The sequence below is a fragment of the Mycobacterium sp. JS623 genome, from assembly GCF_000328565.1.
Lineage (GTDB): Bacteria > Actinomycetota > Actinomycetes > Mycobacteriales > Mycobacteriaceae > Mycobacterium.
Window position 1 is genome coordinate 2507014 of the sequence record NC_019966.1, and the last position, 26225, is coordinate 2533238.

Sequence of the window (26225 nt, forward strand, 5' to 3'; positions counted from 1 at the left end):
GCTAGCTCACTTCCATCGAGAGAATTCGAAGATCCCGCCCCGTCAACACTTCGACGTCCGCGCTGCCGCACGGGCACAGCAGGATCAGGTCACGTAGTTCGAAGTCTTCTCCGCAGCTGCGGCAGTGAGCCGAGCCGGGCTGCACGTCCAGATCGAGGCGGGCGCCGTCGGCGAGGGTGCCCTCGGTGGCCAGCTCGAAACAAAACTGCATGGCATCGGGCACGACCGCGCACAGCGCACCGACCTCGACCTTGACGCTCTGCACATGGCGGCCCGCGGCGTGCTCACACACCGCGTCGACAACACTCTGCGTAATCGCCATCTCGTGCATGTCGGTCCGTTCCGGCAGATGAATCCCACGATAGGTCGGAAACTTCGGCCGCACGGCGTGTCTACTTGAATCGAACAGGTGTTCGTCTACTGTGGGCGACAGCGGGATGCGGGACAGGGGCGAGCGGAGCGACGGGAAGGCACGAGCCCGATTTGTCAGACCCTCTGTCTAGCGTCACGGCCAACCGATCGAAAACCGATCACTCACCAGGACGGAGACCACCCCATGGTTCAGGCACCCGACCGCGAGAAGGCCCTCGAGTTGGCCCTCGCGCAGATCGACAAGAACTTCGGCAAAGGCTCGGTGATGCGGCTCGGTGAAGAGGTGCGCCAGCCGATCTCCGTCATCCCCACCGGCTCGATCGCGCTGGACGTGGCGCTCGGCATCGGCGGGCTTCCTCGCGGCCGAGTGGTCGAGATCTACGGCCCGGAGTCCTCAGGTAAGACCACCGTCGCGCTGCATGCGGTCGCCAACGCCCAGGCCGCAGGCGGCATCGCGGCGTTCATCGACGCCGAGCATGCGCTGGATCCGGACTACGCCCAGAAACTCGGGGTGGACACCGATTCGCTGCTGGTATCCCAGCCCGACACCGGTGAGCAGGCGCTGGAGATCGCCGACATGCTGATCCGCTCCGGCGCGCTGGACATTCTGGTCATCGACTCGGTGGCCGCGCTGGTGCCACGCGCCGAGATCGAAGGCGAGATGGGGGACAGCCACGTCGGCCTGCAGGCCCGGCTGATGAGCCAGGCGCTGCGGAAGATGACTGGCGCGCTGAACAATTCGGGCACCACCGCGATCTTCATCAACCAGCTCCGCGAGAAGATCGGCGTGATGTTCGGCTCGCCCGAAACGACAACGGGTGGAAAGGCATTGAAGTTCTACGCCTCGGTTCGCTTGGACGTCAGGCGAATTGAGACGCTGAAGGACGGCACCGACGCGGTCGGCAACCGCACCCGCGTCAAGGTCGTCAAGAACAAGGTGTCGCCGCCGTTCAAGCAGGCCGAGTTCGACATTCTTTACGGCAAGGGCATCAGCAAGGAAGGCTCGCTCATCGACATGGGCGTCGAGCAGGGCTTCATCCGTAAGTCCGGGTCCTGGTTCACCTATGAGGGTGAGCAGCTCGGCCAGGGCAAGGAGAACGCCCGCAACTTCCTGCTGGAAAACGTCGACGTGGCCAACGAGATCGAGAAGAAGATCAAGGAAAAGCTCGGCATCGGTGCCGTGGTGACCGCGGAGGTGGCCAATGACGAAGTCCTGCCCGCCCCCGTCGACTTCTGAGGCGGCTGAGCCCAAACGCGAGGAGCGGGCGCGAGACCTCTGTCTGCGCCTGCTCACCGTGAGGGCCAGGACCCGCGCCGAACTCGAGGGGCAGCTGACCAAGCGAGGATACCCCGACGACGTCAGCAACCGTGTGCTCGACCGGCTGGCTCACGTGGGTCTGATCGACGACGTCGACTTCGCCGAGCAGTGGGTGCAGTCTCGACGGGCGAACGCCGGAAAAGGCAAGCGCGCCTTGGCCGCTGAGCTCCGGACCAAGGGCGTCGACGACGAAGTGATCACCACGGTGCTCGCAGACATCGACGCTGCGGCCGAACGGCGGCGCGCCGAGCAGCTGGTCCGCGACAAGCTGCGCCGCGAGAAGCTCGTCGACGACGACACCAAAGTCGCACGTCGGCTCGTCGGGATGCTGGCCCGCCGGGGCTACAGCCAGACGATGGCGTTCGACGTCGTCAAGAACGAACTGGCCACCGAGCGGGAACGACGCAACGTCTAGCCGGCATGTCAAATGGTGCCGCCGGCCCCAGCGCCGAAGGTGCCCTGCGTGATCGGCTGGATATGCATGGGCTCCGGCCCCTTGCGGGAGCGGCGCATCCGGCCCTCCAACCATGTCGCGAACCAGGACAGCGTGAAGTTGACGCTGATCATCAGCACCGCGATGACGATGAGCGCGGGGACGTAGTTGCCGTATGAAGAGCCGACCTGCGTGCCCTGGCGCACCATCTCCAGGAAGGTGATCTGGTAGCCGATCGCTGTGTCCTTGAGAACCACCACCATCTGCGAGATCAGCACCGGCAACATCGACGTGACGGCCTGCGGCAGCAGGATCGATCGCATCGTCTGACCCCAACGCAGACCGAGCGCTGACGCGGCCTCGGATTGCCCGCGAGGCAGCGCGAGGATTCCGGCGCGCACAATCTCGGCGATGACCGAACCGTTATAGAAGGTCAGGCCGGTGATGACGCCCGCCAGCGCCAAGTGCTTGGACGGGAAGACGTCGTATTGCGCGTACAAGAAGTACGCGAAGATCATCATGATCAGCACGGGCACCGCGCGGAAAAACTCCACGAACACCGCGGACGGGACGCGGATCGCGGGGTGAGTGGAAAGCCTGCCGACACCGAGAACGAAGCCCAGCGTCAGCGCCAACACGATTGACACTGCAGCGGCGGTCAGGGTGCCCTGCACGCCCGGCAGGATGTAGGTCTTCCACAGGTTGGCAGTCAGGAATGGTTCCCACTTCGCGGCGGTGAGTTGACCCTTCGCGTTCAGCTGGGAATACACCACCCAGATCACCAGCGCGACGACCAGCGCGGTGACGACGTTGAACACCCGGTTCCGTGCGCGTGCCCGTGGTCCCGGCGCGTCGAAGAGGACTGAACCTGCCATCTACCGTGCCACCGCCAGCCGTTTGCCGAGCCATCCGAAGAACAGGCCCATCGGCAGCGTCAAGATGACGAACCCGAACATGAAGATGGCGCCGATATAGAGCAGCGCGGCCTCGTTCTCGATCATCTCCTTCATCAGCAACGCCGCCTCGGCGACACCGATTGCGGAGGCGATCGTCGTGTTCTTCGTCAACGCGATCAGCACCGAGCCAAGCGGACTGATCACGGCGCGAAATGCCTGTGGCAGCAGGATGATTCGCAAATTCTGCCCGAACGTCAGGCCGAGCGATCGCGCCGCCTCCGCCTGGCCCAGCGGCACCGTGTTCACACCCGACCGCACCGTCTCACACACGAACGCCGCCGTGTAGACCGTGAACCCGAGCACCGCGAGCCGGAAATTGCTGTCCACGATCGACGTCAGTGACTTCGAATCGACCAGCGTGATCCCCAGCGTCTGCGATAAGCCGAACGAACAGAACAAGATGATCAGCGTCAACGGCGTGTTACGCACCACGTTGACGTAGGCCGTCCCGATCCAGGTGAGCATCGGCACCGGAGAAAGGCGGAACGCGGCCAGCAGCGTGCCCAGGACAAGCGCGCCGATCGCGGAAAAGACCGTCAGCTGGATAGTGGTCCAGAACGCCTCGAAGATCTGGCTCTGGTACTTGGTAAACAGCTCCACGTCGGAGAAAGGCGCTTACTTGTCGACCGGCGGCGGCGTCGGTGCCGGAATGCCCGCGGGGCCAAGGTTCTTGTCCCACGCCGCCTTCCACGCGCCGTCCTGTTCCATCTTGGTGATCGCGTCGTTGATCTTTGTCCGTAGGTCGGTGTCGCCCTTCTTCATGCCGATGCCGTAACGCTCCTCGGAGAACGGCTTGCCGACGATCTTGAACGCGCCGGGGGTCTGGGCGGCGTAACCGGCCAGGATCACCTCATCGGTGGTGACCGCGTCGATTGCACCGTTCTTCAGTGCCTCGACGCAGGCCGAATAAGTGTCGTACTGCTGCAGCTGGACACCCGGGTACTTGTCCTTGATCCGCTGTGCCGGCGTCGAACCCGAAACCGAGCACAGCTTCTTGTTGTTCTGCAGCGACTCCGGCCCGGAGATGTCGGTGTTGTCCGCCTTCACCAGCAGGCTCTGCCCGGTGATCAGGTACGGCCCGGCGAAGTCGACCTTCTGCTTGCGGGTGTCGGTGATCGAATAGGTCGCGGCGATGAACTTGACCTGGTCGTTCTGGATCAGCGTCTCACGCTGGCCGGACGGGGATTCCTTCCATTCGATCTTGTCCTCGCTGTACCCGAGGTCCTTGGCAACGTACTTCGCGACGTCGACGTCGAAGCCGCTCATCGTTCCGTCGGGATTCTTCATCCCGAGGCCCGGCTGGTCGAACTTGGTTCCGATGACGATCTTGTCGCCGCCGCCGCCACCACCGCCGCCGCACGCGGTGGCCGCGAACGGCAACGCGATGGCTAGCGCAATGGCACCTGCGACACGCACTTTCATGGACGGCATTGGTCGGTTCCTTTCGCCGGAGCGTTAGTGACGGAGAATCTTGCCGAGAAAGTCTTTGGCCCGATCGGTCTTCGGTTTCTCGAAGAATTCAATGGGTTCGGCGTCCTCGACGATGGCGCCGTCGGCCATGAACACCACACGGTTCGCGGCCCCCCTGGCGAAACCCATTTCGTGCGTGACCACCACCATGGTCATGCCGTCCTTGGCGAGCCCGGTCATGACGTTCAGTACCTCGCTGATCATCTCGGGATCCAGCGCGCTCGTCGGCTCGTCGAAAAGCATGACCTTCGGGTTCATCGCCAGCGACCGGGCGATCGCCACCCTCTGCTGCTGGCCGCCCGACAGTTGAGCCGGATACTTGTCCGCCTGATTGGCGATGCCGACCCGCTCCAGCAGTGTCATCGCTTTTTCGCGGGCCTCGGCCTTCGACTTCTTGCGAACCTTCATTGGCGCGAGCGTGACGTTATCCAGAATTGTCTTGTGTGCGAACAGGTTGAACGACTGGAACACCATTCCGACGTCGGACCGCAGCTGCGCCAGCTTTTTTCCTTCGGAGGGCAGCGCAACGCCGTCGATCTCGATTGTGCCCGAGTCGATAGGTTCAAGGCGATTGATGGTGCGGCACAACGTCGACTTGCCCGAACCGGACGGGCCCAACACGACGATCACCTCTCCGCGGTCCACCTTCAAGTTGATGTCCTTGAGCACGTGCAGGGCGCCAAAGTGTTTGTTGACCGCCTCCATTGAGATCATCGGCGCACCGCCGGGCGTCCCCATGGGTGCAGACCTTACCCAGGGAATGCTCAGCTTGCCCGCAACTTGGGAATCCGTCCGAATGGCGCGGCGACGTGGTCCGTACCATGGGGCCGTGACTTCGATGGTGACGCAGGAGGAGAACGGGATACGTCCCGTTCGCCAGCAGCACCGCACCTATCAGGTCCGCACCTACGGCTGCCAGATGAATGTGCATGATTCCGAACGGCTGGCCGGGTTGCTGGAATCCGCCGGATACGAGCGCGCGGCCGACGGAGCCGACGCCGACGTCGTGGTGTTCAACACATGCGCGGTTCGCGAAAACGCCGACAACAAGCTGTACGGCAACCTCAGCCACCTCGCACCGCGCAAGCAGGCCGACCCGAACATGCAGATTGCCGTCGGCGGCTGCCTGGCGCAGAAGGACCGCGACACCGTCCTTTCGAAGGCACCGTGGGTGGACGTGGTGTTCGGCACCCACAACATTGGGTCGCTGCCGACTCTGCTCGAACGCGCCCGACACAACCGCACCGCACAGGTCGAAATCGTCGAAGCGCTTGAGGAATTCCCGTCCGCGTTGCCGGCGGCGCGCGAATCCGCTTACGCCGCATGGGTTTCGGTCTCTGTCGGTTGCAACAACACCTGCACGTTTTGCATCGTGCCCGCGCTGCGCGGCAAAGAGGTCGACCGCAGGCCGGGCGACGTGCTCGCTGAAGTGCAGGCGCTTGTCGACCAGGGCGTCCTCGAGGTGACCCTGCTCGGCCAGAACGTCAACGCCTACGGCGTCTCCTTCGCCGATCCGGATCAGCCGCGCGACCGCGGCGCGTTCGCCAAACTGCTGCGCGCCTGCGGGCGCATCGAGGGTCTGGAGCGGGTGCGCTTCACGTCGCCGCACCCCGCCGAATTCACCGACGACGTGATCGAGGCGATGGCCGAGACCCCGAACGTGTGCCCGACGCTGCACATGCCGCTGCAGTCGGGCTCCGACCGGATCCTGCGGGCCATGCGGCGGTCGTACCGCGCGGAGAAGTACCTCGGCATCATCGACCGTGTCCGGGCCGCTATCCCGCATGCCGCAATCACCACCGACCTGATCGTCGGGTTCCCTGGTGAAACCGAGGAAGACTTCCAGGCCACGCTCGATGTGGTTGAGCAGGCGAGGTTCTCGAGCGCCTTCACCTTCCAGTACTCCAAACGCCCCGGCACTCCGGCCGCCGAACTCGACGAGCAGCTGCCGAAAGCCGTTGTCCAAGAACGCTATCAACGGCTGATCGACCTTCAGGAAGGCATTTCTCTGGAGGAGAACACCGCGCAGGTCGGCCGCACCGTCGAATTGCTGGTCGCCACCGGTGAAGGTCGCAAGGATGCCAGCACCGCACGCATGTCCGGCCGGGCCCGCGACGGCCGGTTGGTGCACTTCGACCCCGCTGGCCTCAAGATCCGGCCCGGCGACATCGTCACCACCACCGTGACCGGCGCCGCGCCGCATCACCTGATCGCCGACGGTGCCCCACACACTCACCGGCGCACCAGGGCCGGCGACGCCCACGCTGCGGGGCTCACGCCGCGCACCGGCGTCGGAGCCGCAGGGTCGGCGACATTCAGCGGAGCCGGAGGGTCGGCGACATTCAGCGCCGGAGCCGGAAGGTCGGCGACATTCAGCGCCGGAGCCGGAAGGTCGGCGACATTCAGCGCCGGAGCCGGAAGGTCGGCGACATTCAGCGTCGGCCTGGGCATGCCCGGCATCGGTGTCCCGGCGCAAGCGCCGACTTCGTCCGGGTGTGCCCGGTGACCTCAGGCGATCAGAACAACGGCAAGTTCGACGAGTTCAAGGGCGACCTCGAGGCTGCCGAGCGCCGGGTGGCGCGCGAAATCGACCCCGGCGCACGGGCATTGGTGATCGCAGTCGCGGTGTTCGTGCTGCTGCTGAGCTTCGTGCTGCCGCACACCGGCGACACCAAAGGCTGGGACGTGTTGGTCGGCGACGACGCGGCGATCCGCAACGGCATCGCGCTGCCGTCGCGGGTGTTCTGTTGGCTGGCGCTGGTATTCGGCGTCGGCTTCTCGATGTTGGCGCTGCTGACCCGCCGGTGGAGCTTGGCGTGGATCGCGCTGGCCGGGTCGACGGTGGCGTCGTTCACTGGCCTGCTCGCGGTGTGGTCGCGGCAGACCGCGCCCGCACACCATCCAGGGCCGGGCATCGGACTGATCATCGCCTGGCTCACGGTGATCGTGCTGGCCTTCAACTGGGCGCGCGCAGTGTGGGCGCGCACCGCGCTGCAACTCGCGGCCGAGGAACAACGCCGCAAGCAGGCCGCCGACCGTCAGGCCAAGGGCCTGTTGGACACGCTGAACGACGACACCGACAACGGCGAGAACGGAACGGCGAAGAGCTAGCTGCCCTTCAGCGCCTGAGCTGCCGCATCGGCCCACTGCCGCCACTGTTCGGCGCTGGCCCGCGCCTCTTCGGCGTCCTTGGTCCGCCCGGCCGCCTCGGCCTTCTCCGCCTGCCGCTCGAATTGCTCTGCGCGAGCACGGAATTGGTCGGCCCTGGCCTTCGCTTCGGGGTCGACACCACCGGTCGGGGCGTCGCGCACCTTTTTCTCGATCGCCCGCAGTCGGCGTTCCAGCTCGGCGCTGCGTTCACGCGGTACCTTGCCGATCGCGTCCCATTTGTCGCCGATCACGCGTAGCGCCGCCCGCGCAGACTCCAGGTCGGAGGTGTCGACCTTTTCGGCCTCCGCGAGCAGCGCCTCCTTGGCTTCGGCGTTCGCCCGGAACTCCGCATCGCGCTCCGAGCTGGCGGCGTTGCGAGCGGAGAAGAAGACATCCTGCGCGGCCTTGAATCGCTGCCACAGCGCGTCGTCGACGTCCTTGGCGGCGCGGCCCGCCGCCTTCCACTCCGCCAGCAGGTCACGGAACGCCGCGCTCGTCGCACCCCAATCGGTGGAGCTGGACAGTGCCTCGGCTCGCTCACACAACTCTTCCTTGGCCTGCCGCGCGCCGGCGCGTTCGCGGTCGAGTTCGGCGAAGTGCGAGCCACGGCGACGGTTGAACGTCTCGCGGGCCGTCGAATAGCGCTTCCACAGCGCGTCGTCTGTCTTGCGGTCCAGCCCGCTGATCGTCCGCCATTCCTCGAGGATTTCGCGCAGCCGGTCGCCGGCAGCCTTCCACTGCGTCGAGTTTGCAGCCAGCTCTTCAGCCTCGGCGGCCAGCGTTTCCTTACGCGCGGTCTGCGCGGCGCGGAACTCATCGCGCTTGGCCCGCTCCGCCTGGGCGGCCTCATCGGCGTGCTCGACGATGGCGGTCAACCGCGCGGCCAGCGCGTCGACGTCGCCAAGCACGTGCGCCTGCGGCAGCGTCTCGGCGAGCGCCGCGGCCGCCGACTTGATCTTGCGCGCGTCGCCCGTCCCGGACTCCAGCCGGTGCTCCATCAGCGCGACCTCGGTGTGCAGGTCGTCGAAGCGACGGCCGAAGTGCTCGAACGCCGCCTCGGTATCGCCGGCCTGCCACGAGCCGATGACGCGCTCACCGGATCCGGTGATCAACCAGACAGTTCCGTCGGGGTCGACGCGGCCGAACCGGTGCGGATCGGTTGACGCGGGTACCGCGACCGTCGGCGTCGGGTGCGGCCCGGGACGAGGTGAGGGACGCGGCGGTCCTGGCCGGGGAGCGGGTTTGGGAACGGCGGACTGCCCGCCGTGCTCGCTGGTCGTCATCTCCATTACCTCGCACCCTCCGCGCGGGAATCCGCGCACCTGCCGCGCGACGCGGCGCCTGATAGCTCGAACGCTATTCAAACAGGTCACGGCGGCCCGTGCCCACGCCTTTCGCGATGCAAATGCCTACGCTCTTTCCGAACACAACGGGAGGCCCCGGATGGACAAGGCGGATATCGCCGCCCTGCTTGCCCTCGGCGCGGCGTTTTTCATCGCGATCGGCGACGTCATCCACCAACGCACAGCACAGGAGGTGACCGACGAACCGGTCAGCCACGTCGAGCTGTTCATGCGCCTGCTGCGCGACGGTCAATGGTGGCTGGGCAGCGTCGTCGCGGCGGTCGGGTTCGCGCTGCAGGCGGCAGCGCTCGGGTTTGGCTCGGTGCTGTTGGTGCAGGCGCTACTGGTGACGTCGCTGCTGTTCGCGTTGCCGATCAGTGCATGGCTGGCGCATCGGCGAGTGACACGCTGGGAGTGGACATGGGCCGTGTTGCTCGCCGCCGCCGTCGCGGTCATCGTGACCGTCGGCAATCCGACCGCGGGGCATTCGCGGGCGTCGCTGGAAACATGGACCGCGGTGATCGCCGTGCTCGGGCCGGCGCTGGTGTTGTGCGTGGTGGGCGCTCGGATCTGGTCGGGTCCCGTCAGCGCCGTGCTGTTGGCGGTGGTTTCCGGCGCGCTGTGGGGTCTGTTCGCCGTGTTGACCAAGGGCGTGGTGGATCGCCTCGACGATGGATTGTGGACGCTGCTGCGCACGCCCGAGCTATACGTCTGGGTCCTCGTCGCGATCGCGGGCACATCGTGGCAACAGTCATCGTTTCGGGCAGGCGCGCTGACGGCGACGCTGCCCACCATGACCGTCGCCGAGCCGGTGGTCGGTTCGGTGCTCGGCATCGTGGTGCTCGGCGAGACGCTGCGCCCGGGGGACGCCGGGTGGCTGACGCTGATCGTCGCGGTGGCGGTGATGGTCGTCGCGACGGTCGCATTGGCTCGCGGCGAAGCGGTCGGTGCCACCACGCAACCCGCGTGAGCACTAACTTGGGACCGTGCTGAGCGCCATCGCGACCATCCCGTCTGCACCCGTCATGGTCCCGGAGCTGGCCGCCGGTGCCACCGAGGAGCTGACCGGCCTGCGAGATGCCGTCTTCGCGGCCGCGGCAGCGCTGCCGGCGACGTGGATCGCCGTCGGAGTCGGCTCCGCCGACGCGGTATTGGGCCCTGCCACCGTCGGGACGTTCGCGGGATACGGCGTCGACCTGCGCGTCACGCTCTCGCCTGACGCCTCGGCCGCCCCTACCGACCTGCCGTTGTGCGCGTTGATCGCGGGCTGGGTCCGCGGCCAGACCAACCCCGGCGCGCATGCCGCGGTGCGGGTGTACTCCGAGGACCATGACGTCGACGCCGCGCTGGCCCGCGGTCGCGGGTTGCGCGCCGAGCTCGACGAAGCGGCCGACCCGATCGGTGTACTCGTCGTCGCCGACGGCGCGCACACGCTGGCCCCGCCTGCGCCGGGCGGCTATGACCCCGACTCGATACCCACGCAGAACGCGCTCGACGACGCGCTCGCCGCGGGCGATGCCGCCGCCCTGACTCGGCTACCCGACACGATCGTCGGCCGGGTCGCGTATCAGGTGTTGGCAGGACTTGCTGAGCCGCGTTCGGCCAAGGAGCTGTATCGCGGCGCGCCCTACGGGGTCGGGTATTTCGCTGGCGTCTGGACCCCATGAGACCGCTGGCGATCATCGGCCCGACCGGCACCGGCAAGTCGGCGCTGGCGCTCGCCATCGCCGAACGCGTCGGCGGCGAAATCGTGAACGCCGACGCGATGCAGCTCTACCGCGGCATGGACATCGGCACTGCCAAGCTGCCCGTTTCCGGGCGTCGCGGCATTGCGCACCACCAGCTCGACGTCCTCGAGGTGACAGAGACCGCCACTGTCGCCCGATACCAGCAGTCCGCGGTCGCCGACGTCGAGGCGATCGCCACCCGTGGAGCCGTTCCGATCGTCGTCGGCGGATCGATGATGTACGTCCAGTCGCTGCTCGACGAATGGTCATTTCCCGCCACCGACGCCAGCGTGCGTGCGAAGTGGGAGGCCCGACTGGCCGAGGTCGGCGTCGGCGCACTGCATCAGGAGCTCGCCCGGGTCGACGCTGCCGCCGCTGCCTCGATCCTGGCCACCGACGGTCGCCGCATCGTGCGTGCGCTCGAGGTCGTCGAGCTGACCGGGCAACCGTTCTCCGCCTCGGCACCGGTGATCGGGACGCCGCGCTGGGATACTGCGATTGTCGGATTAGATTGGGACACAGCGCTTCTCGACGAGCGGCTGGCGCGACGCACAGACAGGATGTTCGATGACGGCTTGGTCGGCGAGGTCCGCACGCTGCTGGGTCAGGGCCTGCGCGACGGCGTCACCGCATCCCGCGCGCTCGGTTACGCGCAGGTGATCGAGGACCTCGACGCGGGCGGCGACGGGTCGGCGGCCCGCGAACCGACGTACTTCGGCACCCGCCGCTATGTTCGCCGCCAGCGGTCATGGTTCCGCCGCGACCACCGCATCGCATGGCTCGACGGCAGCGCCCCCGACAACGTCGAGCGCACGCTGCGGATATGGCGGCACGTATCCTGAACACGTGAAATTCGCCAAGGGCCACGGCACGCAGAACGACTTCGTGCTGTTGCCCGATCCCGACGGCCTGCTGTCGTTGACGCCTGCCGCAGTGGCCGCGTTGTGCGACCGCCGCCGGGGCCTTGGCGCCGACGGGGTGCTGCGGGTGTCAACGGCCGGGGCCGCCGGTCTTGACCGGTTGCCCGAGGGTGTCGCGGCGGACGACTGGTACATGGACTACCGCAACGCTGACGGCTCGATTGCGCAGATGTGTGGCAACGGGGTTCGGGTGTTCGCGCACTACCTGCGGGTTAGCGGGCTCGAGTCGCGCGACGAGTTCGTCGTCGGCTCGCTGGCCGGGCCGCGCCCCGTGGTGTTGCACCAGTGGGATGACGCCACCGCGGACGTCGCGGTCGAGATGGGCAAGGTCAACCAACTCGGCACGGGTGAGGCGATCGTCGGCGGACGGCCGTTCGCCGGGTTGGCCATCGACGTGGGTAACCCGCATCTGGCATGTGTCGACGCCGATCTGACCATCGACGAACTCGCGGCCCTCGATGTCGCCGCGCTGGTTATGTTCGATCGCGCGCAGTTCCCTGAGGGCGTCAACGTCGAGGTTTTGACGGCACCGCACGGTGGAGCCGTGTCGATGCGGGTTCACGAACGAGGTGTCGGAGAGACGCGATCCTGTGGCACGGGAACCGTCGCCGCCGCCGTGGCGGCGCTGGCATTCGACGGGGCGACCACAGGAACACTGCAGGTGCGCGTTCCCGGCGGCGAGGTCACCGTCACGGTTACCGACGCCAGCAGTTACCTGCGCGGGCCGTCGGTGCTCGTGGCGCAGGGGGAGCTATCAGAGGAATGGTGGCGCGTTGCGCAGCGTTAATTGGGGTGCACGTGCAGTGGTAGCCGTGCAAATGTGTATTCGCTTATGACGTATCCCGATTTTCGCCCCGGCACTCCCAGCGCGGGTGAGCTCGCCCTCGAAGACCGCACGGCGTTGCGCCGCGTGGCTGGCCTGTCGACCGAGCTGGCCGATGTCTCCGAGGTCGAGTACCGGCAGCTGCGGCTGGAACGCGTTGTGCTGGTTGGTGTTTGGACCGAAGGCAGCGCGGCCGACGCCGACGCGAGCATGGCCGAGCTGGCTGCGCTCGCCGAGACCGCAGGCTCCGAAGTGCTCGAGGGCCTCGTCCAACGTCGCGACAAGCCGGACCCGTCGACCTACATCGGCTCCGGCAAGGCGCAGGAGCTGCGCGAGGTCGTCCTGGCTACCGGTGCCGACACCGTGATCTGCGACGGCGAGCTGAGCCCCGCGCAGCTGACCGCGCTGGAGAAGGCTGTCAAGGTCAAGGTCATCGACCGCACCGCGCTGATCCTCGACATCTTCGCCCAGCACGCCACCAGCCGGGAAGGCAAGGCGCAGGTGGCGTACGCCCAGATGGAGTACATGCTGCCCAGGCTGCGCGGCTGGGGTGAGTCGATGTCACGGCAGGCCGGCGGGCGTGCCGGCGGCAGTGGCGGCGGGGTGGGCCTGCGTGGTCCCGGCGAGACGAAGATCGAGACCGACCGGCGTCGCATCCGCGAACGAATGTCCAAGCTGCGCCGCGAGATCAAGGACATGAAGACGGTCCGCGACACCCAGCGCAGCAAGCGGGTAGCCAGCGACGTGCCGTCCATCGCGATCGTCGGTTACACCAATGCCGGCAAGTCCAGTCTTCTCAACGCGCTGACCGGCGCGGGTGTGCTTGTCGAGAACGCGTTGTTCGCCACACTCGAACCGACTACGCGGCGTGGGGAATTCGCGGATGGCAGGCCGTTCGTGCTGACCGACACCGTCGGGTTCGTGCGGCATCTGCCGACCCAGCTGGTCGAGGCGTTCCGGTCCACGCTGGAGGAGGTCGTCGATGCCAATCTGCTGGTGCATGTGGTCGACGGCTCCGACGTCAATCCGCTGGCGCAGATCAACGCGGTCAGGCAAGTGGTCAACGAAGTCGTGACAGACCACGATGGCAAGCCGCCGCCAGAGTTGTTGGTAGTCAACAAGATCGACGCGGCCGACGGCCTGACGCTTGCCCAGTTGCGCAGTGCGTTGCCTGATGCGGTGTTCGTATCCGCGCGCACCGGCGACGGGCTCGAGCGCCTGCAGCAGCGGATGGCCGCGGTGATCGAGCCCACCGACACCGCGGTCGACGTGACGATTCCCTACGACCGCGGTGATCTGGTCAACAAGGTGCACGCCGACGGCCGGGTGGACGCCACCGAGCACACCGCCCACGGCACCAGAATCAAGGCGCGCGTGCCGGTTCCGTTGGCCGCAAGCCTGCAAGAGTTCGCGACGTTCTAAGTGTCGTTCGACGTCGTCGAAGCCTCCATCGCGCAGTTGCGGGCTGCACTCGAGGCGGGGTCCGTGACGGCCGTGGAACTGCTGGAAAGCTACCTGCAGCGCATCGCCGTCTATGACCACGCCGGCATCCGGCTCAACGCCGTGGTGGTGCTCAACCCGCAGGCCCGCGCAGACGCTGAGGCGTCGGACGAACGCCGGGCGAATGGGCAGACCCGCGGACCGCTGGACGGAATCCCGTACACCGCCAAGGACAGTTACTTGGCCCGCGGGCTCACGGCGGCCGCGGGCAGCCCAGCGTTCGCCGACCTGGTCGCACAGAAGGACTGCTTTGTCATCGAGCGCTTGCGCGATGCCGGGGCGGTGTTGATCGGGCTGACGAACATGCCGCCGATGGCCAACGGCGGCATGCAGCGGGGGCTGTACGGCCGCGCTGAAAGCCCATATAACGGCGACTATCTCACGGCTGCCTTCGGATCCGGCTCGTCGAACGGGTCGGGCACCGCAACGGCGGCGTCGTTCTGTGCGTTCGGCATCGGCGAGGAGACGTGGTCGTCGGGCCGGGCCCCAGCGTCGAACAATGCGCTGTGTGCGTACACGCCGTCGCGTGGCATCATCTCCGTGCGGGGCGGCTGGCCGCTGGTGCCGACGATGGATGTCGTTGTGCCGCATACCAGGACGATGGCCGACTTACTCGAGGTGCTCGACGTGATCGTCGCGGACGACGCGAATGCGCGCGGAGACTTCTGGCGCAGCCAGCCGTGGATCCCGTTGCCGCGCCCCAGTGATCACCGGCCCGCAACGTATCGGAAGGTGTCGCCCGCCAGCATCGTCGGCACGCGCTTCGGTGTGCCGCGGATGTACATCAACGCCGACCCCGACGCCGGCAGTGCCGAACTGCCGGGTATCGGCGGGCCGACGGGCCAGCGGATCGAGACGCGGCCCTCGGTGCTTGCGTTGTTCGACGCGGCACGGCGGGATCTCGAGTCCACAGGCGCCGAGGTCATCGAGGTGGACTTTCCCACGGTCAGCAACTATGAAGGCGACAGGCCAGGAGCCCCAACGATTTTCACGCGCGGCCTTGTGAGTCCGGAGTACCTGGCTCGTGAGCTGCTCGACCTGAGCGCGTGGGCATGGGACGACTTCCTCGACGACAACGGCGACCCCGCGCTGAACCGGTTGGCCGACGTGGACGGCTCACGCATCTTCCCGCATCCGCCTGGAGCGCTGCCCGACCGGTACACCGGTTTCGACGACGACATCGCAAGCTATCCGGCGCAGGTGAGGGACCACCCGATGAATTCGTTCCTGGAGATCCCGCATCTCGAGCAGGGAGTGCGCGGATTGGAGGAGACGCGTCGCGTCGACCTCGAGGACTGGATGGACGGTCTCGGCTTGGACGCTGTGATCTTCCCGGCCGTCGCGGATGTCGGTTCCGCCGACATGGACGTCAACGAAGCGTCGGCCGACCTCGGATGGCGCAACGGCGTGTGGGTCGCCAACGGAAACCTGGCGATTCGACACCTTGGCATCCCGAGCGTGACTGTGCCGATGGGCACGATGGCGGACATCGGCATGCCGGTGGGGTTGACATTTGCCGGCCGCGCCCACGACGACGTCGCCCTGCTGCGGCTGGCGGCGGCATTCGAGGCGACTGGCACGCGACGGACACCGCCGCCGCGCACGCCACCTGTTGGCTGTTGAGTAACGCAGCGAATCCGGTTTGCGCCGTTTACGGCTACCAAAAACAGCCATCTACCTGGCCATTGAGCGATGGATGCGGCCCATAACCGGGTAGGGCTGATGGTCGGAGAGCAAAGTCACGTCAAACCAAGCAAAAATTGCGCGGTGCGCCGAGGCGGTTATGCATCCGGTGAGCCATCATGGAAACTATCACAGAGCTCGAAAGATCAACGGCCCGAATCAAACTCGAAGTAGCGGGCCACGGCCACCCTGGTCGAGGGCAGAAGACCTGGTCGCAATCTGAGGCGCGAATACGCGCAGACGCAAGGCTCCCCTCGGGTTTCCTTGCGTCTGCGCGTATTCCGTTACGTTGTTACCGCTGCTCGGCCTCCTGGCGCTTCTCGGCGGTCTTGGCGGCGGCCCTGGCACTTTCGGCTTCGGCTTCCTTCTGCGCGGCATTGCGCTGTGCATCGGCCTTGTCCTGCTGCGCCTGGCCTTCGCGGTAGAGGTCATCGCGGCCGGCGACGGCGCCTGCTACCTCTTTGGCCTTGCCCTTTACGCCCTCGACGACACCCTTGATGGCTTCCTCGGGTCCGCTGTTCTTCTCCGACATTGCTTCACCCTCCTGGTCGGTACGGTCACGTGATCCCGGAATCCCCATAACCGCTCGTAGGCAAACATGGAGTGGGATTACTCACGTCGGTCAGGCAATGCCGATCAGGCAATATCGAACAGCGCCTCGGCGGCGGTGCTCATCACGCGGTGAGCGAGCTGTTCTTTCAGCTCGTCGAGCCGTTGCTCTTGCGCATCGGTACGGTCGTCGGTGCGGGCCAGGTCGATGAACTCGTCGGTAACGAATCCCTCGCGCAGAAGAAGGGTGATCGTGCGGCCGCCGATGTCGACGACGAACACGAAGTCCTCGAGAAGTCGACCCCGGTCGCTTCTGACCAACGTGCGGTCGACGACGTAGCGCCCGTCGGACACCGCCCGCGTCACCGCCTCAAAACCGTCGCGCGCGCCGGGACCTCGAAACGGGGTGCGTACCTTGATCGTTCGACGAGCCGGTGCTTCGTTGGGCGAGAGGTCGGCGAATGCGCGCTGCATGACCTTGAACGCCACCGCAACTCCGGTGGGGGAGTGCGGTCCGTGATAGCGCATCATGTCGCCGAACGTGAATGTGATTGGCTGGCCACGTTCTTCGACAGTCAGTGCTTCGCTCATCGGTCGACGATCACCGGTGGCTGATGTGCCCGCACTTCCGGAAGCGGCCCTGTGAACTTCTCGACCTGCACCAGTACGTGAGCGCCGGTGCAGCCCCGCGCCAATGACGACGTGCCGGTGTCGTCGGTGAGCACATTCGGATTGCCGTGCACACACATGGCGTCGGCATCGGCGGGCTCGGCCGGATCGAACCAGGCACCGGTCGACAGCTGCACGACATCGCGGCGCAGACGATCGTCGATCACGACCCCGGCCAGACAGGCGCCGCGGTCGTTGAACACCCGCACCACGTCGCCGTCGGCCAGCCCGCGCCCCGCGGCGTCGACAGGATGCATCCGGATGGGCTCGCGCCCTTGTACTTTCGAAGCTTGGCTCACCGCACCGATGTCCAACTGACTGTGCAGCCGCGTCGCTGGTTGGTTCGCCACCAGGTGCAACGGGTAGTCGCCAGCGCGAGCGCCGCCGAGCCACTCGGATGGCTCGAACCACATCGGGTGGCCGGCGCAATCGTCGTAACCGAACCCGTCGATGTCATCGGAAAAGATCTCGATGCGCCCGCTCGGAGTCGCAAGCCGGTGCGTAATGGGATCCGCGCGAAAGTCCGCCAGCAGTGTCAGACCGCTCTCCGTGGGTAACCGAAGTTGTCCCAACGCCCAGAACTCGTCGAACGTCGGCACCGCGAAATCCAGTCCCGCCGCCCACTTCTCGTACAGGTGCACCAGCCATTGGCTTGCCGTGCGACCCTCGGTGAACTGATCACCGACCCCCAGCGCCTCGGCGAGTGCAGCGAATGTCGTGTAGTCGTCACGCGAGTGCGCATATGGCTCGGCTAGCTTTGGCATGGCCATCAGCAGCGGGTCGTTGCGGGAGCCGGAGTAATCGTCGCGCTCGAACGCGGTGGTCGACGGCACGACGATGTCGGCGTGCTTGGCCATTGCGGTCCAGTACGGGTCGTGCACGACGATCGTGTCGACGCGGCCGAGGGCGCGCCGCAACCGCGGAATGTTCTGGTGATGGTGAAACGGGTTGCCGCCGGCCCAGTACACCAACTTGATATCCGGGTAGGTCAACTGCTGGCCGTTGTAGTCGAACGGTTCGCCGGGGCGCAACAGCATGTCGCTGATGGCTGCCACAGGAATGAACGTCTGCACCGGATTGGGGCCCTGCGGCAACCTTGGCAACCCGAAGCGCAGCGGTGGCAGTCCCGGTTCGTTCATCGAACCGTAGCCGTGTCCGAAACCGCCTCCGGGAAGGCCGATCTGGCCCAGCATCGCCGCGAGCGTGAGCCCCATCCACGGCGCCTGCTCGCCGTGCCGGATGCGCTGTAGCGACCAGCTGACGGTCACAAGTGTGCGCTGTGCCGCCATCCGTCGCGCCAGTGCGGACAGCTCACCGGCGGGCAGCCCGCAGATCCGCGACGCCCACTCGGGGGACTTCGGCACGCCGTCGTCGATACCGAGCAGATACCGCTCGAAGCGGTCGTAGCCGGTGCAGTAGGTGTTCAGAAAATCCCGATCGGCCAGCGATTCGCGTGCCAACACGTAGGCCAGCGCCAGCATGATCGCGACGTCGGTACCCGGCACCGGCGCATGCCATTCGCAGTCGCCGTCGACGTCGTCGCGCAGGGGCGAGAATGACACGATGCGACCGCCGCGGTCGCGGAACCGGCGCAGTGCGTCGCGGGCCGGGTGGCCTGTGGTGCCGCCGTGGTTGGTTCCCGTGTTCTTCAGCGCCAAGCCGCCGAAACAGACCAGCAGATCGGTGTGCTCGACGATGACGTTCCACGACGTAGACCGTTTGAACAGGTCACCGTGCGTACCGACTACCCGGGGCATGATGACGCCGGTGGCGCCGAGGCTGTATGAGTGCCGCGAAAAGGTATATCCGCCAAGGAGTTTGAGGAACCGGTGGACTTGGCTCTGGGCGTGGTGGAACCGGCCGGCGCTGGCCCAGCCGTACGAGCCGCCGTAGATCGCTTCGTTCCCGTGTGTTTGGATGACGCGCCGCAGCTCTCCTGCAAGCAGGTCGGTGAGCTCGTCCCACGAGACGGCGACGAACTCGTCGGCGCCTCTGCGGGTGGTGGGGCCGGGCCCGTCACGCAACCAGCCGCGGCGAACCGCAGGGGTTGCGACGCGCGCGGGGTGCCGGATCGAAGCGGGCAGGTTGCCCAGTAGCGGTGACGGGTCGGTGTCGCCGGCCAATGGCGTCACAGACGCGATATCGCCGGATTCGACCTCCACCGAGAACCCGCCCCAATGCGTCAGGCTCGTCGGGGGGCGGGTCACGTATCGGATTCTAGGGCCGGACGGTGACGTTCTCTGGACTCGAGAACGCCCCCCGCTGGGGCCCAGTGTGCTTCGCCGCCCGTCGACCAACCATCCGGTTGGATGGGGTACCTTTGGCGGTAACAGCCCGTACCAACTCATGGAGGTCCCATGGGCAGCGTCGTCAAATACGACCGCACCCTCTTCGAGCCCGAGCACGACCTGTTCCGCGTGTCCTATCGCGCGTTCCTCGACCGGCACGTCGCGCCGTACCACGAGCAGTGGGAGCAGGAGAAGATCGTCGACCGCGGCGTCTGGCTGGAAGCCGGTAAGCAGGGCTTTCTCGGCATGGCGGTGCCCGAGGAGTACGGCGGCGGGGGCAACCCGGACTTCCGCTACAACGTGATCGTCACCGAGGAGACCACTGCCGGGCGATACAGCGGCATCGGCTTCAGCCTGCACAACGACGTGGTTGCGCCGTACCTGCTGCGGCTGGCCACCGACGAGCAGAAGGCGCGGTGGCTGCCGCAGTTCTGCACCGGTGAAATCATCACCGCGATCGCAATGACCGAGCCCGGAACTGGAAGTGACCTGCAGGGGATCAAGACCCGGGCCGTCAAAGACGGCGACCACTACATCCTCAATGGCGCGAAGACATTCATCACCAACGGCATCAACGCCGACCTCGTGATCGTTGTCGCGTGCACCGACCCGGACAAGGGCGCGATGGGTTTCTCGCTACTCGTCGTCGAGCGCGACATGGCGGGGTTCGAACGCGGCCGCAAACTCGACAAGATCGGTCTGGACGCGCAGGACACCGCGGAGCTTTCGTTCACCGACGTGAAGGTGCCCGCCGAAAACCTGCTCGGCGAGGAGGGTCAGGGTTTCATCTACCTGATGCAGAACCTGCCCCAGGAGCGGATCGGTATCGCGGTGATGGCGGCCACGGCGATGGAGGCAGTGCTCGAGGACACGCTGCAATACACCAAGGAGCGCAAGGCTTTTGGCCGTCCGATCGGCAGCCAGCAGAACAGCCGGTTCGTGTTGGCCGAGCTAGCGACCGAAGCCACGGTGGTGCGCATGATGGTTGACGAGTTCATCAAGTTGCACCTCGAGGAGAAGCTGACCGCCGAGCAGGCCGCAATGGCCAAGTGGTACTCCACCGAAAAGCAGGTCTATCTGATCGACCGTTGTCTGCAACTGCACGGCGGCTACGGCTACATGCGCGAATATCCAGTGGCCAGGGCCTATCTCGACTCCCGTGTGCAGACCATCTACGGCGGGACGACCGAGATCATGAAGGAGATCATCGGCCGCAGCATGGGTGTCTAGCCACCGCTGAGCGGCACGCCGGGCGCCGGGTTGCGCTGTTTCGCCACGCGCGCTTGGTTATCGTCGTCTGACATGGTCACGGAGGCGAGGATTAACGTGACCTGTCGGATGACGAAACGGGGCATGGTGGGCAGGGGCCTGATCGCGCGGACGACCATCGGCCTGTTGAGCGCTGCGGCGTTGCTGTGGCTCGCGCCCGCGGCCCTGGCTACGCCCCAGGACGACGCCGACGCGGCGATCACCGCGGCCTGGCAAGCCGCAGGGGGCGATACGGGCCCGCTCGGACCCAAGGATGGCGGCGTCTATCCGGCCGGCGACGGCTTCGGTCAGAACTTTCCCGGCGGCAAGATCTTCTTCACGCCGGCCACCGGTGCTCACGCCATGATGGGCGCGATTCTCGACAAGTACATGTCGCTCGGCGGCCCGGCGGACGGCGACCTTGGCTTCCCGACCATCGACGAAGGCGCAGGCAAGGCTCCCGACAGCCGAAACACCACGTTCAGCGCCCCCGACAACCCCGTCATCTTTTGGACGCCCGACACCGGCGCGCGGGTCGTTCGCGGTCCAATCAACGCCGCGTGGGACAAGTTGGGCGGATCAGCGGGCGCGCTCGGTGTGCCCAGCGACGACGAGACGTATCACGGCAACCTCATCACGCAGAAGTTCACCGGCGGTGAGGTGTCCTACGACAGGAAGTCCAAGGACTTCACGACGGTTCCGCCCGAGCTCGCCGGCGAGCTGACCGGGCTGCAATATTCGGAGGACCCGACATCGGCGATCAATACGGCCCGGCGCGCCGCCGGCGGACCCCTGGGCCCGCTGGGCGCTGCGCAAGGCGAGCCGTACAAGATCGGCACAGACGGCCTCGGCCAGAATTTCGCCGGCGGCAAGATCTTCTTCAGCCCCGCGACGGGAGCCAACGTCGTCACGGGACAGGTACTGGCGAAGTACGAAAGCGTCGGCGGGCCGCAGGGCGACCTGGGCCTACCGGCGTCCAGTGAGGGCGACGGCGGCCTGCCCAACAGCCGGATCACCACCTTCTCCGGCAAGGACCACCCGGTCATCTTCTGGACCCCCGATTACGGGGCCGTCATCGTGCGCGGCGCCATGAACGCCGCGTGGGACAAGCTGGGCGGCGCGGCGGGTTCGCTTGGCGCACCGATGGCCGACCAGACCGAGAACGGCGACGTGATCACGCAACGGTTCAGTGGCGGCGTGGTTTCGTGGGACCGGTCCAAGAACTCCTTCAGCACCGAGCCTGCGAATCTGGCCTCGCAGCTCGCCGGCTTGCAAGTGCCTGGGCAGGACGTGCCCAAGGCACCCGCCAGCCCGCAGGCCTCAGATACCAACGGCAAGAAGTGGTTTGCGTGGAGCTGGTGGTGGCTGCTTGCCATCATTCCGGTGGTGGTGTTGGCCGGGCTGGTAGCGGTGGCGGCAATACGCAACCGCCGAGGCCACGATGAGGGCGACATCTTCGATGACGGCGATGACGAATTCGGGTCGTCGTATCCCGGCGATCAATCGGCCGAGCAGTTCAGCGGTCGTTATGCGCACCAGGGGCTGGGCTCGCCACCGACGATGTCCGGTGACGAGCAGCATCACCAATCGCCGAGGAACGTATGGGGCGCGCCGCCCGAACCTCCCGAAGGCGCCGACGAGGATGACGACGATGACACCGCGCGCGAACGGGTAGCCACACCGGAAGCTGTTGCGCACCAAGACAATGACGAAGATCCCGACAAGGTCGACACGACGCCGACGCTGCTGCCGACCGGCATCGAACGCGATCCGTTGACCGACACAGGGCGCCACGCGCGGATCGAGATCGGCGAACCCGCGCCCAACGGCACGGCACTGCATCTGCCGCTCGACGATCCCAATGAGGCGCCCGCGGGCTACCCGATCAAGGCGGACACCAAGTCTGGGCTGTACTGGGCGCCAGGCACCACCCTCTACGACGACGCACGCGCCGAAATCTGGTTCGCCAGTGAGGAACTCGCTCGGACGAACGGATTCCTGCGAGCCAATTAGATCTTGCGGATCACGGTGACGACTTTGCCGAGCACAGCGGCGTCGTTGCCGGGGATGGGATCGAACGCCGGGTTGTGCGGCATGAGCCACACCTGACCGCGGGTGCGCTTGAACGTCTTGACCGTCGCTTCGCCGTCGATCATCGCCGCGACGATGTCCCCGTTGTCGGCCACGTTCTGCTGACGTACGACGACCCAGTCGCCGTCGCAGATGGCCGCATCGACCATCGAGTCGCCGACGACCTTGAGCAGGAACAGCGAACCCTCACCGACCAGTTCGCGGGGCAACGGGAAGACATCCTCGACCGCTTCTTCGGCCAGGATCGGCCCGCCCGCGGCGATACGGCCGAGCACGGGAACGAACGTGGGCTCCGGTAGCGCGTCGGAGCCCGCAACGTCGGTGGCGACGATCGACGTGAGGCCGTCGTCGGCACCGCGGACATCGACTGCGCGCGGGCGGTTGGGATCGCGCCGCAGGTAGCCCTTGCGCTCCAGGGTGCGTAGCTGATGGGCCACCGACGAAGTCGACGTCAGCCCGACCGCATCGCCGATCTCCCTGATGCTCGGCGGGTAGCCGCGACTGGTCACAGAGGCGCGGATGACATCGAGGATGGTGCGTTGACGCTCGGTTAGGGCGCTCTCGAGACCTCGGCGTCCGCCTGTGCTTTCCGTGCTGCCAGAACTGTCCGTGTCGTCGTCCTTCATGGCGCCGAATGTAGTCCGCGCTGACCCAATAATCAAACATGTGTTCGAGGCGTGTCGCATCGGAGCCGCCTGCCGGATCAGGTGGCAGAAATTTGTCGGTGGGCTGTCCTATCGTTTGGCAACAGTTCGATCACATGTTCTATAAATCGAACAAGTGAGCGATAGCATTCGAACACCAGAGCGAAAAGCCGGAACGGGAAGGCAAGCAGATGACGATCCTCGACACGCGACAGATCCAGGCGGATTCGGTGCTCAGGCCGGTGGTCAGGCCCGGTTCACGGCCGGCAGAGGCCAGGCGGCGGCCGCGGGCGAGCCGGCCCGACGCGGCGCCGATGCGGTACCGCGGTACCGGCGTGCTGATGTCGCGGGCCTCGCACCGCCGGCGCCCCATCACCCCGGCAACCACGGTGATGCTCGCCCTCATCGCGGCGGGTATCACGGTCTGGCTGGGCCTGGTCGCCCAGCTCGGTGGGGTGACCGGAGGCGATGCGCCGGTGCCCGCTCGGCTGGCCGTTGTGCAGGTCCAGACGGGGGAGACGCTGCAGCAGGTGGCGCACCGGGTGGCCCCCGACTCGCCTGTCGGCCAGGTCGTCGAGCGCATCCAGGAACTCAACCAGCTCGATTCGGTTGCGCTGCAAGCCGGTCAGACACTCATCGCTCCCATCGGCACCTGAATCCACCGTGAGCGGTGAAAGATATTGCCGCACAGCGCCTTCGGTAGCCGCTTCGGCGCTGGGTGCCCGAATCGCACCGACACTAGGCTCCGGCGGCGGCACGCAGGTACGCTCGAAGACGTTCGAGGTAGTTGTTTGTCGTCGCGGCGAAGGAGCGGAGATGCACTGTCCGTTCTGCCGTCACCCCGATTCCCGGGTGGTGGATTCCCGCGAAACCGACGAAGGCCAGGCGATCCGGCGACGCAGATCGTGTCCGGAGTGCGGTAAACGCTTCACCACTGTCGAGACCGCCGTGTTGGCGGTGGTCAAACGCAGCGGGGTCACCGAACCGTTCAGCCGCGAGAAGGTCGTCCGCGGCGTGCGACGCGCCTGCCAGGGCCGACAGGTCGACGACGACGCGTTGAACATGCTCGCCCAGCAGGTGGAAGACACGGTGCGGGCGACGGGTTCGCCTGAGGTGCCCAGCCAAGAGGTCGGGCTGGCGATCCTTGGCCCACTGCGCGAACTCGACGAGGTCGCGTATCTGCGGTTCGCCTCGGTTTATCGATCATTCCAGTCGGCCGAGGATTTCGAGCGCGAGATCGAGGCGCTGCGCGCTGCTCGTGAGGTCCCCGCGCAGAGTTGAGTCGCGGGCCGGCTCAGTCGATCTGCTTGGTTCCGTCGTTCACGACGCGACCGGCAATACGTACCCAACCCTCAGGGCTCCATTGGGTGTTGATCACCGAGCCCTTGCCCTGCACGATGGTCAGGTCGCGGCTGAGGTAGTCGGTGATCCGCACCGCCGCAGCTCCCGTCGCCTCGTCCTCGGGCACTCCGAGATTCGCGGCGAACATCCGCGATCGGATCGCACCGCGCTCGCGGTCGGTCCATGTCCACAAGTAATTCTGGATGTCGTCTGGGTAACCGTCGGGGTCGGCATCGAAGAGCTCATCGGCTGACTCGAGGTCATAGATGGCGAACTCCGGCGCCCACTCCGAGCGGGCGCTGATGGCGGTGACGTCGTCCTCGTAGGTGACCTGCACGATGCCCGCGGGCACCTGCAGGGTGTGGACCGGGACGCCGCGGTCGCGAAGCCACCACGACGCTCCGACCGTCGGATGCCCCGCAAACGGCAATTCGGTGGCAGGCGTAAAGATGCGCGCGTACGCGGTGTTGGCGCCGGACCTCGGCACATCGATGAATACCGTTTCGCTGTAACTCAATTGGGCAGCTATCCGTTGGCGCTGCCCGGGCGCTGCCTGGCTGGCGTCAACCACACCGAGGGGGTTGCCGAAGTTGCCGTCCTGGTCGGTGAAAACGCGCAACACTGTCACGTCGATGGCCATGTGGCCGATGCTACGTGGTCGCCAAATCAGGTGGCGCTGCGCTCGTCGGCGCCCATCGCGTCGAGCACTGCGACGCGGGTGTCGACGGATCCTACAATGGTGCCCTCGCCGATACCCGACCGCAGCAGGCCGCGGAGGTATTCCTGGTCGTACACCGCGGGGTCGTTCGAATCGATGAACTTCTCGACCACCTCGACGAAACGGTCGGGGTCGTCGTGGAATGGGAAATGCCCGGAGCCTTCGAAGATTTCCAACTGTGAGCCCGGCATCGCCGCGTGCGCCATCCGGGCGTGGCCCACTGGGATCACCGAGTCGCGGTTACCCCAAATCAGTTGCACCGGAACGGATTGCGTCAAATAACATCGGTCGAGCATGGTGACCACCTGGCCCCGCCAGTCGACGACGGCGCGCAGGGTGCGGGCAAACGCCGAGGAGGCGGTCGGCTCGGGCAGGTCGGCAAGGATGCGCAGCACGTCGGGCAGATCCCTGCCAAGGCCGGTGGAACCCAACATGGCTCCCGCAACACGGCCCGCCACTTGCAGCGCGGGCAGCACAAGCGGCAGTCGCAGCAGCGCGAGGGCTTCGCTGCCCATCGGCAACGAGGCGAACCGCAGCGCGAAGTTGACGTCCTTGGTCACGCCACCGGCGCTCACCAAGATCAGCCGGTCGACCAATTGCGGGAACTGATAAGCGAATTGCATCGCCACGCCGCCGCCGAGCGAATGGCCGACGACCGTGACGTTGTCGATGTCGAGGACCGAAAGAAGGTCGCGCATCCCGTTGGCGTAGGCGGCAACTGAATAGTCGGCACGCGGCTTGTCGGACTGGCCGTGGCCCAGCAGATCGGGAGCGATGACCGTGAAGCGTTGCGCCAGCTTGCTCTGCACGGTGCTCCACGTGGTGGAGTTGTCGCCGATCCCGTGGATCAGCAGGATGGCAGGACCGGAGCCGGCCACCCGAAACGCGCGCCGGTACCCGTGGATGGTGCGGTACTGCAGCGAGGGTGTCAGTTCCCGCACGGTACGCAGATTGGGCTTTCGCTCGCTCATTGCGCCAACCT

Annotated in this window: 25 protein-coding genes and 1 pseudogene; 14 read left to right on the top strand and 12 right to left on the bottom strand. The window is 66.4% G+C overall.

Translation table 11 applies throughout. The features are described 5' to 3' along the window. Position 1 precedes the first annotated feature (1 nt). A complete protein-coding gene (locus tag MYCSM_RS12245) occupies positions 2-331 on the bottom strand; it encodes a hydrogenase maturation nickel metallochaperone HypA/HybF (protein WP_041313881.1) in 330 nt (109 codons plus the stop codon). A 225-nt stretch (positions 332-556) separates the two neighbouring features. Here MYCSM_RS12245 and recA point away from each other — a divergent pair, with 225 nt between their 5' ends. Next, entirely contained in the window at positions 557-1609 is a 1053-nt protein-coding gene (gene recA, locus MYCSM_RS12250; protein ID WP_015306471.1) for a recombinase RecA, read from the top strand. Next, entirely contained in the window at positions 1575-2105 is a 531-nt protein-coding gene (gene recX / locus MYCSM_RS12255) for a recombination regulator RecX (protein ID WP_015306472.1), read from the top strand. Before recA ends, recX begins: the two co-directional genes overlap by 35 nt. 8 nt (positions 2106-2113) lie before the next feature. Here the strand turns inward: recX and MYCSM_RS12260 are convergent, their stop codons facing one another. Genes MYCSM_RS12260 through MYCSM_RS12275 form a run of 4 tightly spaced genes read right to left on the bottom strand, consistent with a single transcriptional unit; the run spans position 2114 to position 5263 of the window. Next, positions 2114-2998 (bottom strand): amino acid ABC transporter permease, encoded by an 885-nt coding sequence (locus tag MYCSM_RS12260; RefSeq protein ID WP_015306473.1) that lies wholly within the window; start codon positions 2996-2998, stop codon positions 2114-2116. Next, entirely contained in the window at positions 2999-3679 is a 681-nt protein-coding gene (locus MYCSM_RS12265) for an amino acid ABC transporter permease (RefSeq protein ID WP_015306474.1), read from the bottom strand. A gap of 15 nt (positions 3680-3694) precedes the next feature. After that, positions 3695-4510, bottom strand: a complete 816-nt coding sequence (locus tag MYCSM_RS12270; protein WP_015306475.1) for a glutamate ABC transporter substrate-binding protein — start codon at positions 4508-4510, stop codon at positions 3695-3697. Between the two features lie 24 nt (positions 4511-4534). Further along, positions 4535-5263 (bottom strand): amino acid ABC transporter ATP-binding protein, encoded by a 729-nt coding sequence (locus MYCSM_RS12275; protein ID WP_051073896.1) that lies wholly within the window; start codon positions 5261-5263, stop codon positions 4535-4537. A 124-nt stretch (positions 5264-5387) separates the two neighbouring features. On the opposite strand from MYCSM_RS12275, the pseudogene miaB reads away from it, so the two are divergent. Next, a pseudogene (gene miaB, locus MYCSM_RS12280) lies at positions 5388-6833 on the top strand (tRNA (N6-isopentenyl adenosine(37)-C2)-methylthiotransferase MiaB); the annotation flags it as partial. Positions 6834-7051: 218 nt separating this feature from the next. Beyond that, complete coding sequence (locus tag MYCSM_RS12285) at positions 7052-7660, top strand: Rv2732c family membrane protein (protein ID WP_015306478.1); 609 nt, start codon at positions 7052-7054, stop codon at positions 7658-7660. Here the strand turns inward: MYCSM_RS12285 and MYCSM_RS12290 are convergent. Continuing rightward, entirely contained in the window at positions 7657-8982 is a 1326-nt protein-coding gene (locus MYCSM_RS12290) for a DUF349 domain-containing protein (protein ID WP_442928516.1), read from the bottom strand. The two genes, MYCSM_RS12285 and MYCSM_RS12290, sit on opposite strands and share 4 nt — an antisense overlap. 160 nt (positions 8983-9142) lie before the next feature. Between MYCSM_RS12290 and MYCSM_RS12295 the strand changes: the two genes are divergently transcribed. From MYCSM_RS12295 to MYCSM_RS12320, 6 genes are read left to right on the top strand one after another with little or no spacing between them, the layout of a single operon-like run. Next, complete coding sequence (locus MYCSM_RS12295; RefSeq protein WP_015306480.1) at positions 9143-10012, top strand: DMT family transporter; 870 nt, start codon at positions 9143-9145, stop codon at positions 10010-10012. Positions 10013-10028: 16 nt separating this feature from the next. Then, positions 10029-10709, top strand: a complete 681-nt coding sequence (locus tag MYCSM_RS12300) for a hypothetical protein (protein WP_015306481.1) — start codon at positions 10029-10031, stop codon at positions 10707-10709. Then, positions 10706-11611, top strand: coding sequence for a tRNA (adenosine(37)-N6)-dimethylallyltransferase MiaA (miaA, locus tag MYCSM_RS12305; protein WP_015306482.1), 906 nt, complete (start codon positions 10706-10708; stop codon positions 11609-11611). Before MYCSM_RS12300 ends, miaA begins: the two co-directional genes overlap by 4 nt. A 4-nt stretch (positions 11612-11615) precedes the next feature. Beyond that, a complete protein-coding gene (dapF, locus tag MYCSM_RS12310) occupies positions 11616-12476 on the top strand; it encodes a diaminopimelate epimerase (RefSeq protein ID WP_015306483.1) in 861 nt (286 codons plus the stop codon). A gap of 45 nt (positions 12477-12521) precedes the next feature. Continuing rightward, positions 12522-13934, top strand: coding sequence for a GTPase HflX (gene hflX / locus MYCSM_RS12315; RefSeq protein ID WP_015306484.1), 1413 nt, complete (start codon positions 12522-12524; stop codon positions 13932-13934). Beyond that, positions 13935-15635, top strand: coding sequence for an amidase (locus tag MYCSM_RS12320; protein WP_015306485.1), 1701 nt, complete (start codon positions 13935-13937; stop codon positions 15633-15635). A gap of 352 nt (positions 15636-15987) precedes the next feature. Here MYCSM_RS12320 and mbp1 read toward each other — a convergent pair whose 3' ends face one another. The 3 genes from mbp1 to MYCSM_RS12335 all read right to left on the bottom strand — a co-directional run bounded on the left by mbp1 (position 15988) and on the right by MYCSM_RS12335 (position 19120). Then, a complete protein-coding gene (gene mbp1, locus MYCSM_RS12325) occupies positions 15988-16227 on the bottom strand; it encodes a microaggregate-binding protein 1 (RefSeq protein ID WP_015306486.1) in 240 nt (79 codons plus the stop codon). 104 nt (positions 16228-16331) lie between these two features. Beyond that, entirely contained in the window at positions 16332-16835 is a 504-nt protein-coding gene (locus MYCSM_RS12330) for a hypothetical protein (RefSeq protein ID WP_015306487.1), read from the bottom strand. Then, on the bottom strand, positions 16832-19120 hold the full coding sequence (locus MYCSM_RS12335; protein WP_015306488.1) for a molybdopterin guanine dinucleotide-containing S/N-oxide reductase: 2289 nt from the start codon (positions 19118-19120) through the stop codon (positions 16832-16834). The genes MYCSM_RS12330 and MYCSM_RS12335 overlap by 4 nt, the downstream gene beginning before the upstream one ends. A 150-nt stretch (positions 19121-19270) precedes the next feature. On the opposite strand from MYCSM_RS12335, the gene MYCSM_RS12340 reads away from it, so the two are divergent. Together MYCSM_RS12340 and MYCSM_RS12345 are read left to right on the top strand one after the other, a co-directional pair. Further along, a complete protein-coding gene (locus MYCSM_RS12340) occupies positions 19271-20431 on the top strand; it encodes an acyl-CoA dehydrogenase family protein (RefSeq protein WP_015306489.1) in 1161 nt (386 codons plus the stop codon). 108 nt (positions 20432-20539) lie between these two features. Beyond that, positions 20540-22462, top strand: coding sequence for an LGFP repeat-containing protein (locus tag MYCSM_RS12345; RefSeq protein WP_041311927.1), 1923 nt, complete (start codon positions 20540-20542; stop codon positions 22460-22462). Here MYCSM_RS12345 and lexA read toward each other — a convergent pair. Then, positions 22459-23166, bottom strand: a complete 708-nt coding sequence (gene lexA, locus MYCSM_RS12350; protein ID WP_041311930.1) for a transcriptional repressor LexA — start codon at positions 23164-23166, stop codon at positions 22459-22461. The two genes, MYCSM_RS12345 and lexA, sit on opposite strands and share 4 nt — an antisense overlap. A 209-nt stretch (positions 23167-23375) precedes the next feature. Here lexA and MYCSM_RS12355 point away from each other — a divergent pair, with 209 nt between their 5' ends. After that, the gene (locus tag MYCSM_RS12355) at positions 23376-23840 is read left to right on the top strand and encodes a LysM peptidoglycan-binding domain-containing protein (protein WP_015306492.1); all 465 of its coding nucleotides are present in this window, start codon (positions 23376-23378) and stop codon (positions 23838-23840) included. A gap of 160 nt (positions 23841-24000) precedes the next feature. Then, on the top strand, positions 24001-24465 hold the full coding sequence (gene nrdR / locus MYCSM_RS12360; protein WP_015306493.1) for a transcriptional regulator NrdR: 465 nt from the start codon (positions 24001-24003) through the stop codon (positions 24463-24465). A gap of 13 nt (positions 24466-24478) precedes the next feature. On the opposite strand, the gene MYCSM_RS12365 is transcribed toward nrdR, so the two are convergent. Next, on the bottom strand, positions 24479-25165 hold the full coding sequence (locus MYCSM_RS12365) for a PhzF family phenazine biosynthesis protein (protein ID WP_015306494.1): 687 nt from the start codon (positions 25163-25165) through the stop codon (positions 24479-24481). A 26-nt stretch (positions 25166-25191) separates the two neighbouring features. After that, positions 25192-26214, bottom strand: a complete 1023-nt coding sequence (locus MYCSM_RS12370) for an alpha/beta fold hydrolase (RefSeq protein WP_015306495.1) — start codon at positions 26212-26214, stop codon at positions 25192-25194. Between the last annotated feature and the right edge of the window lie 11 nt (positions 26215-26225).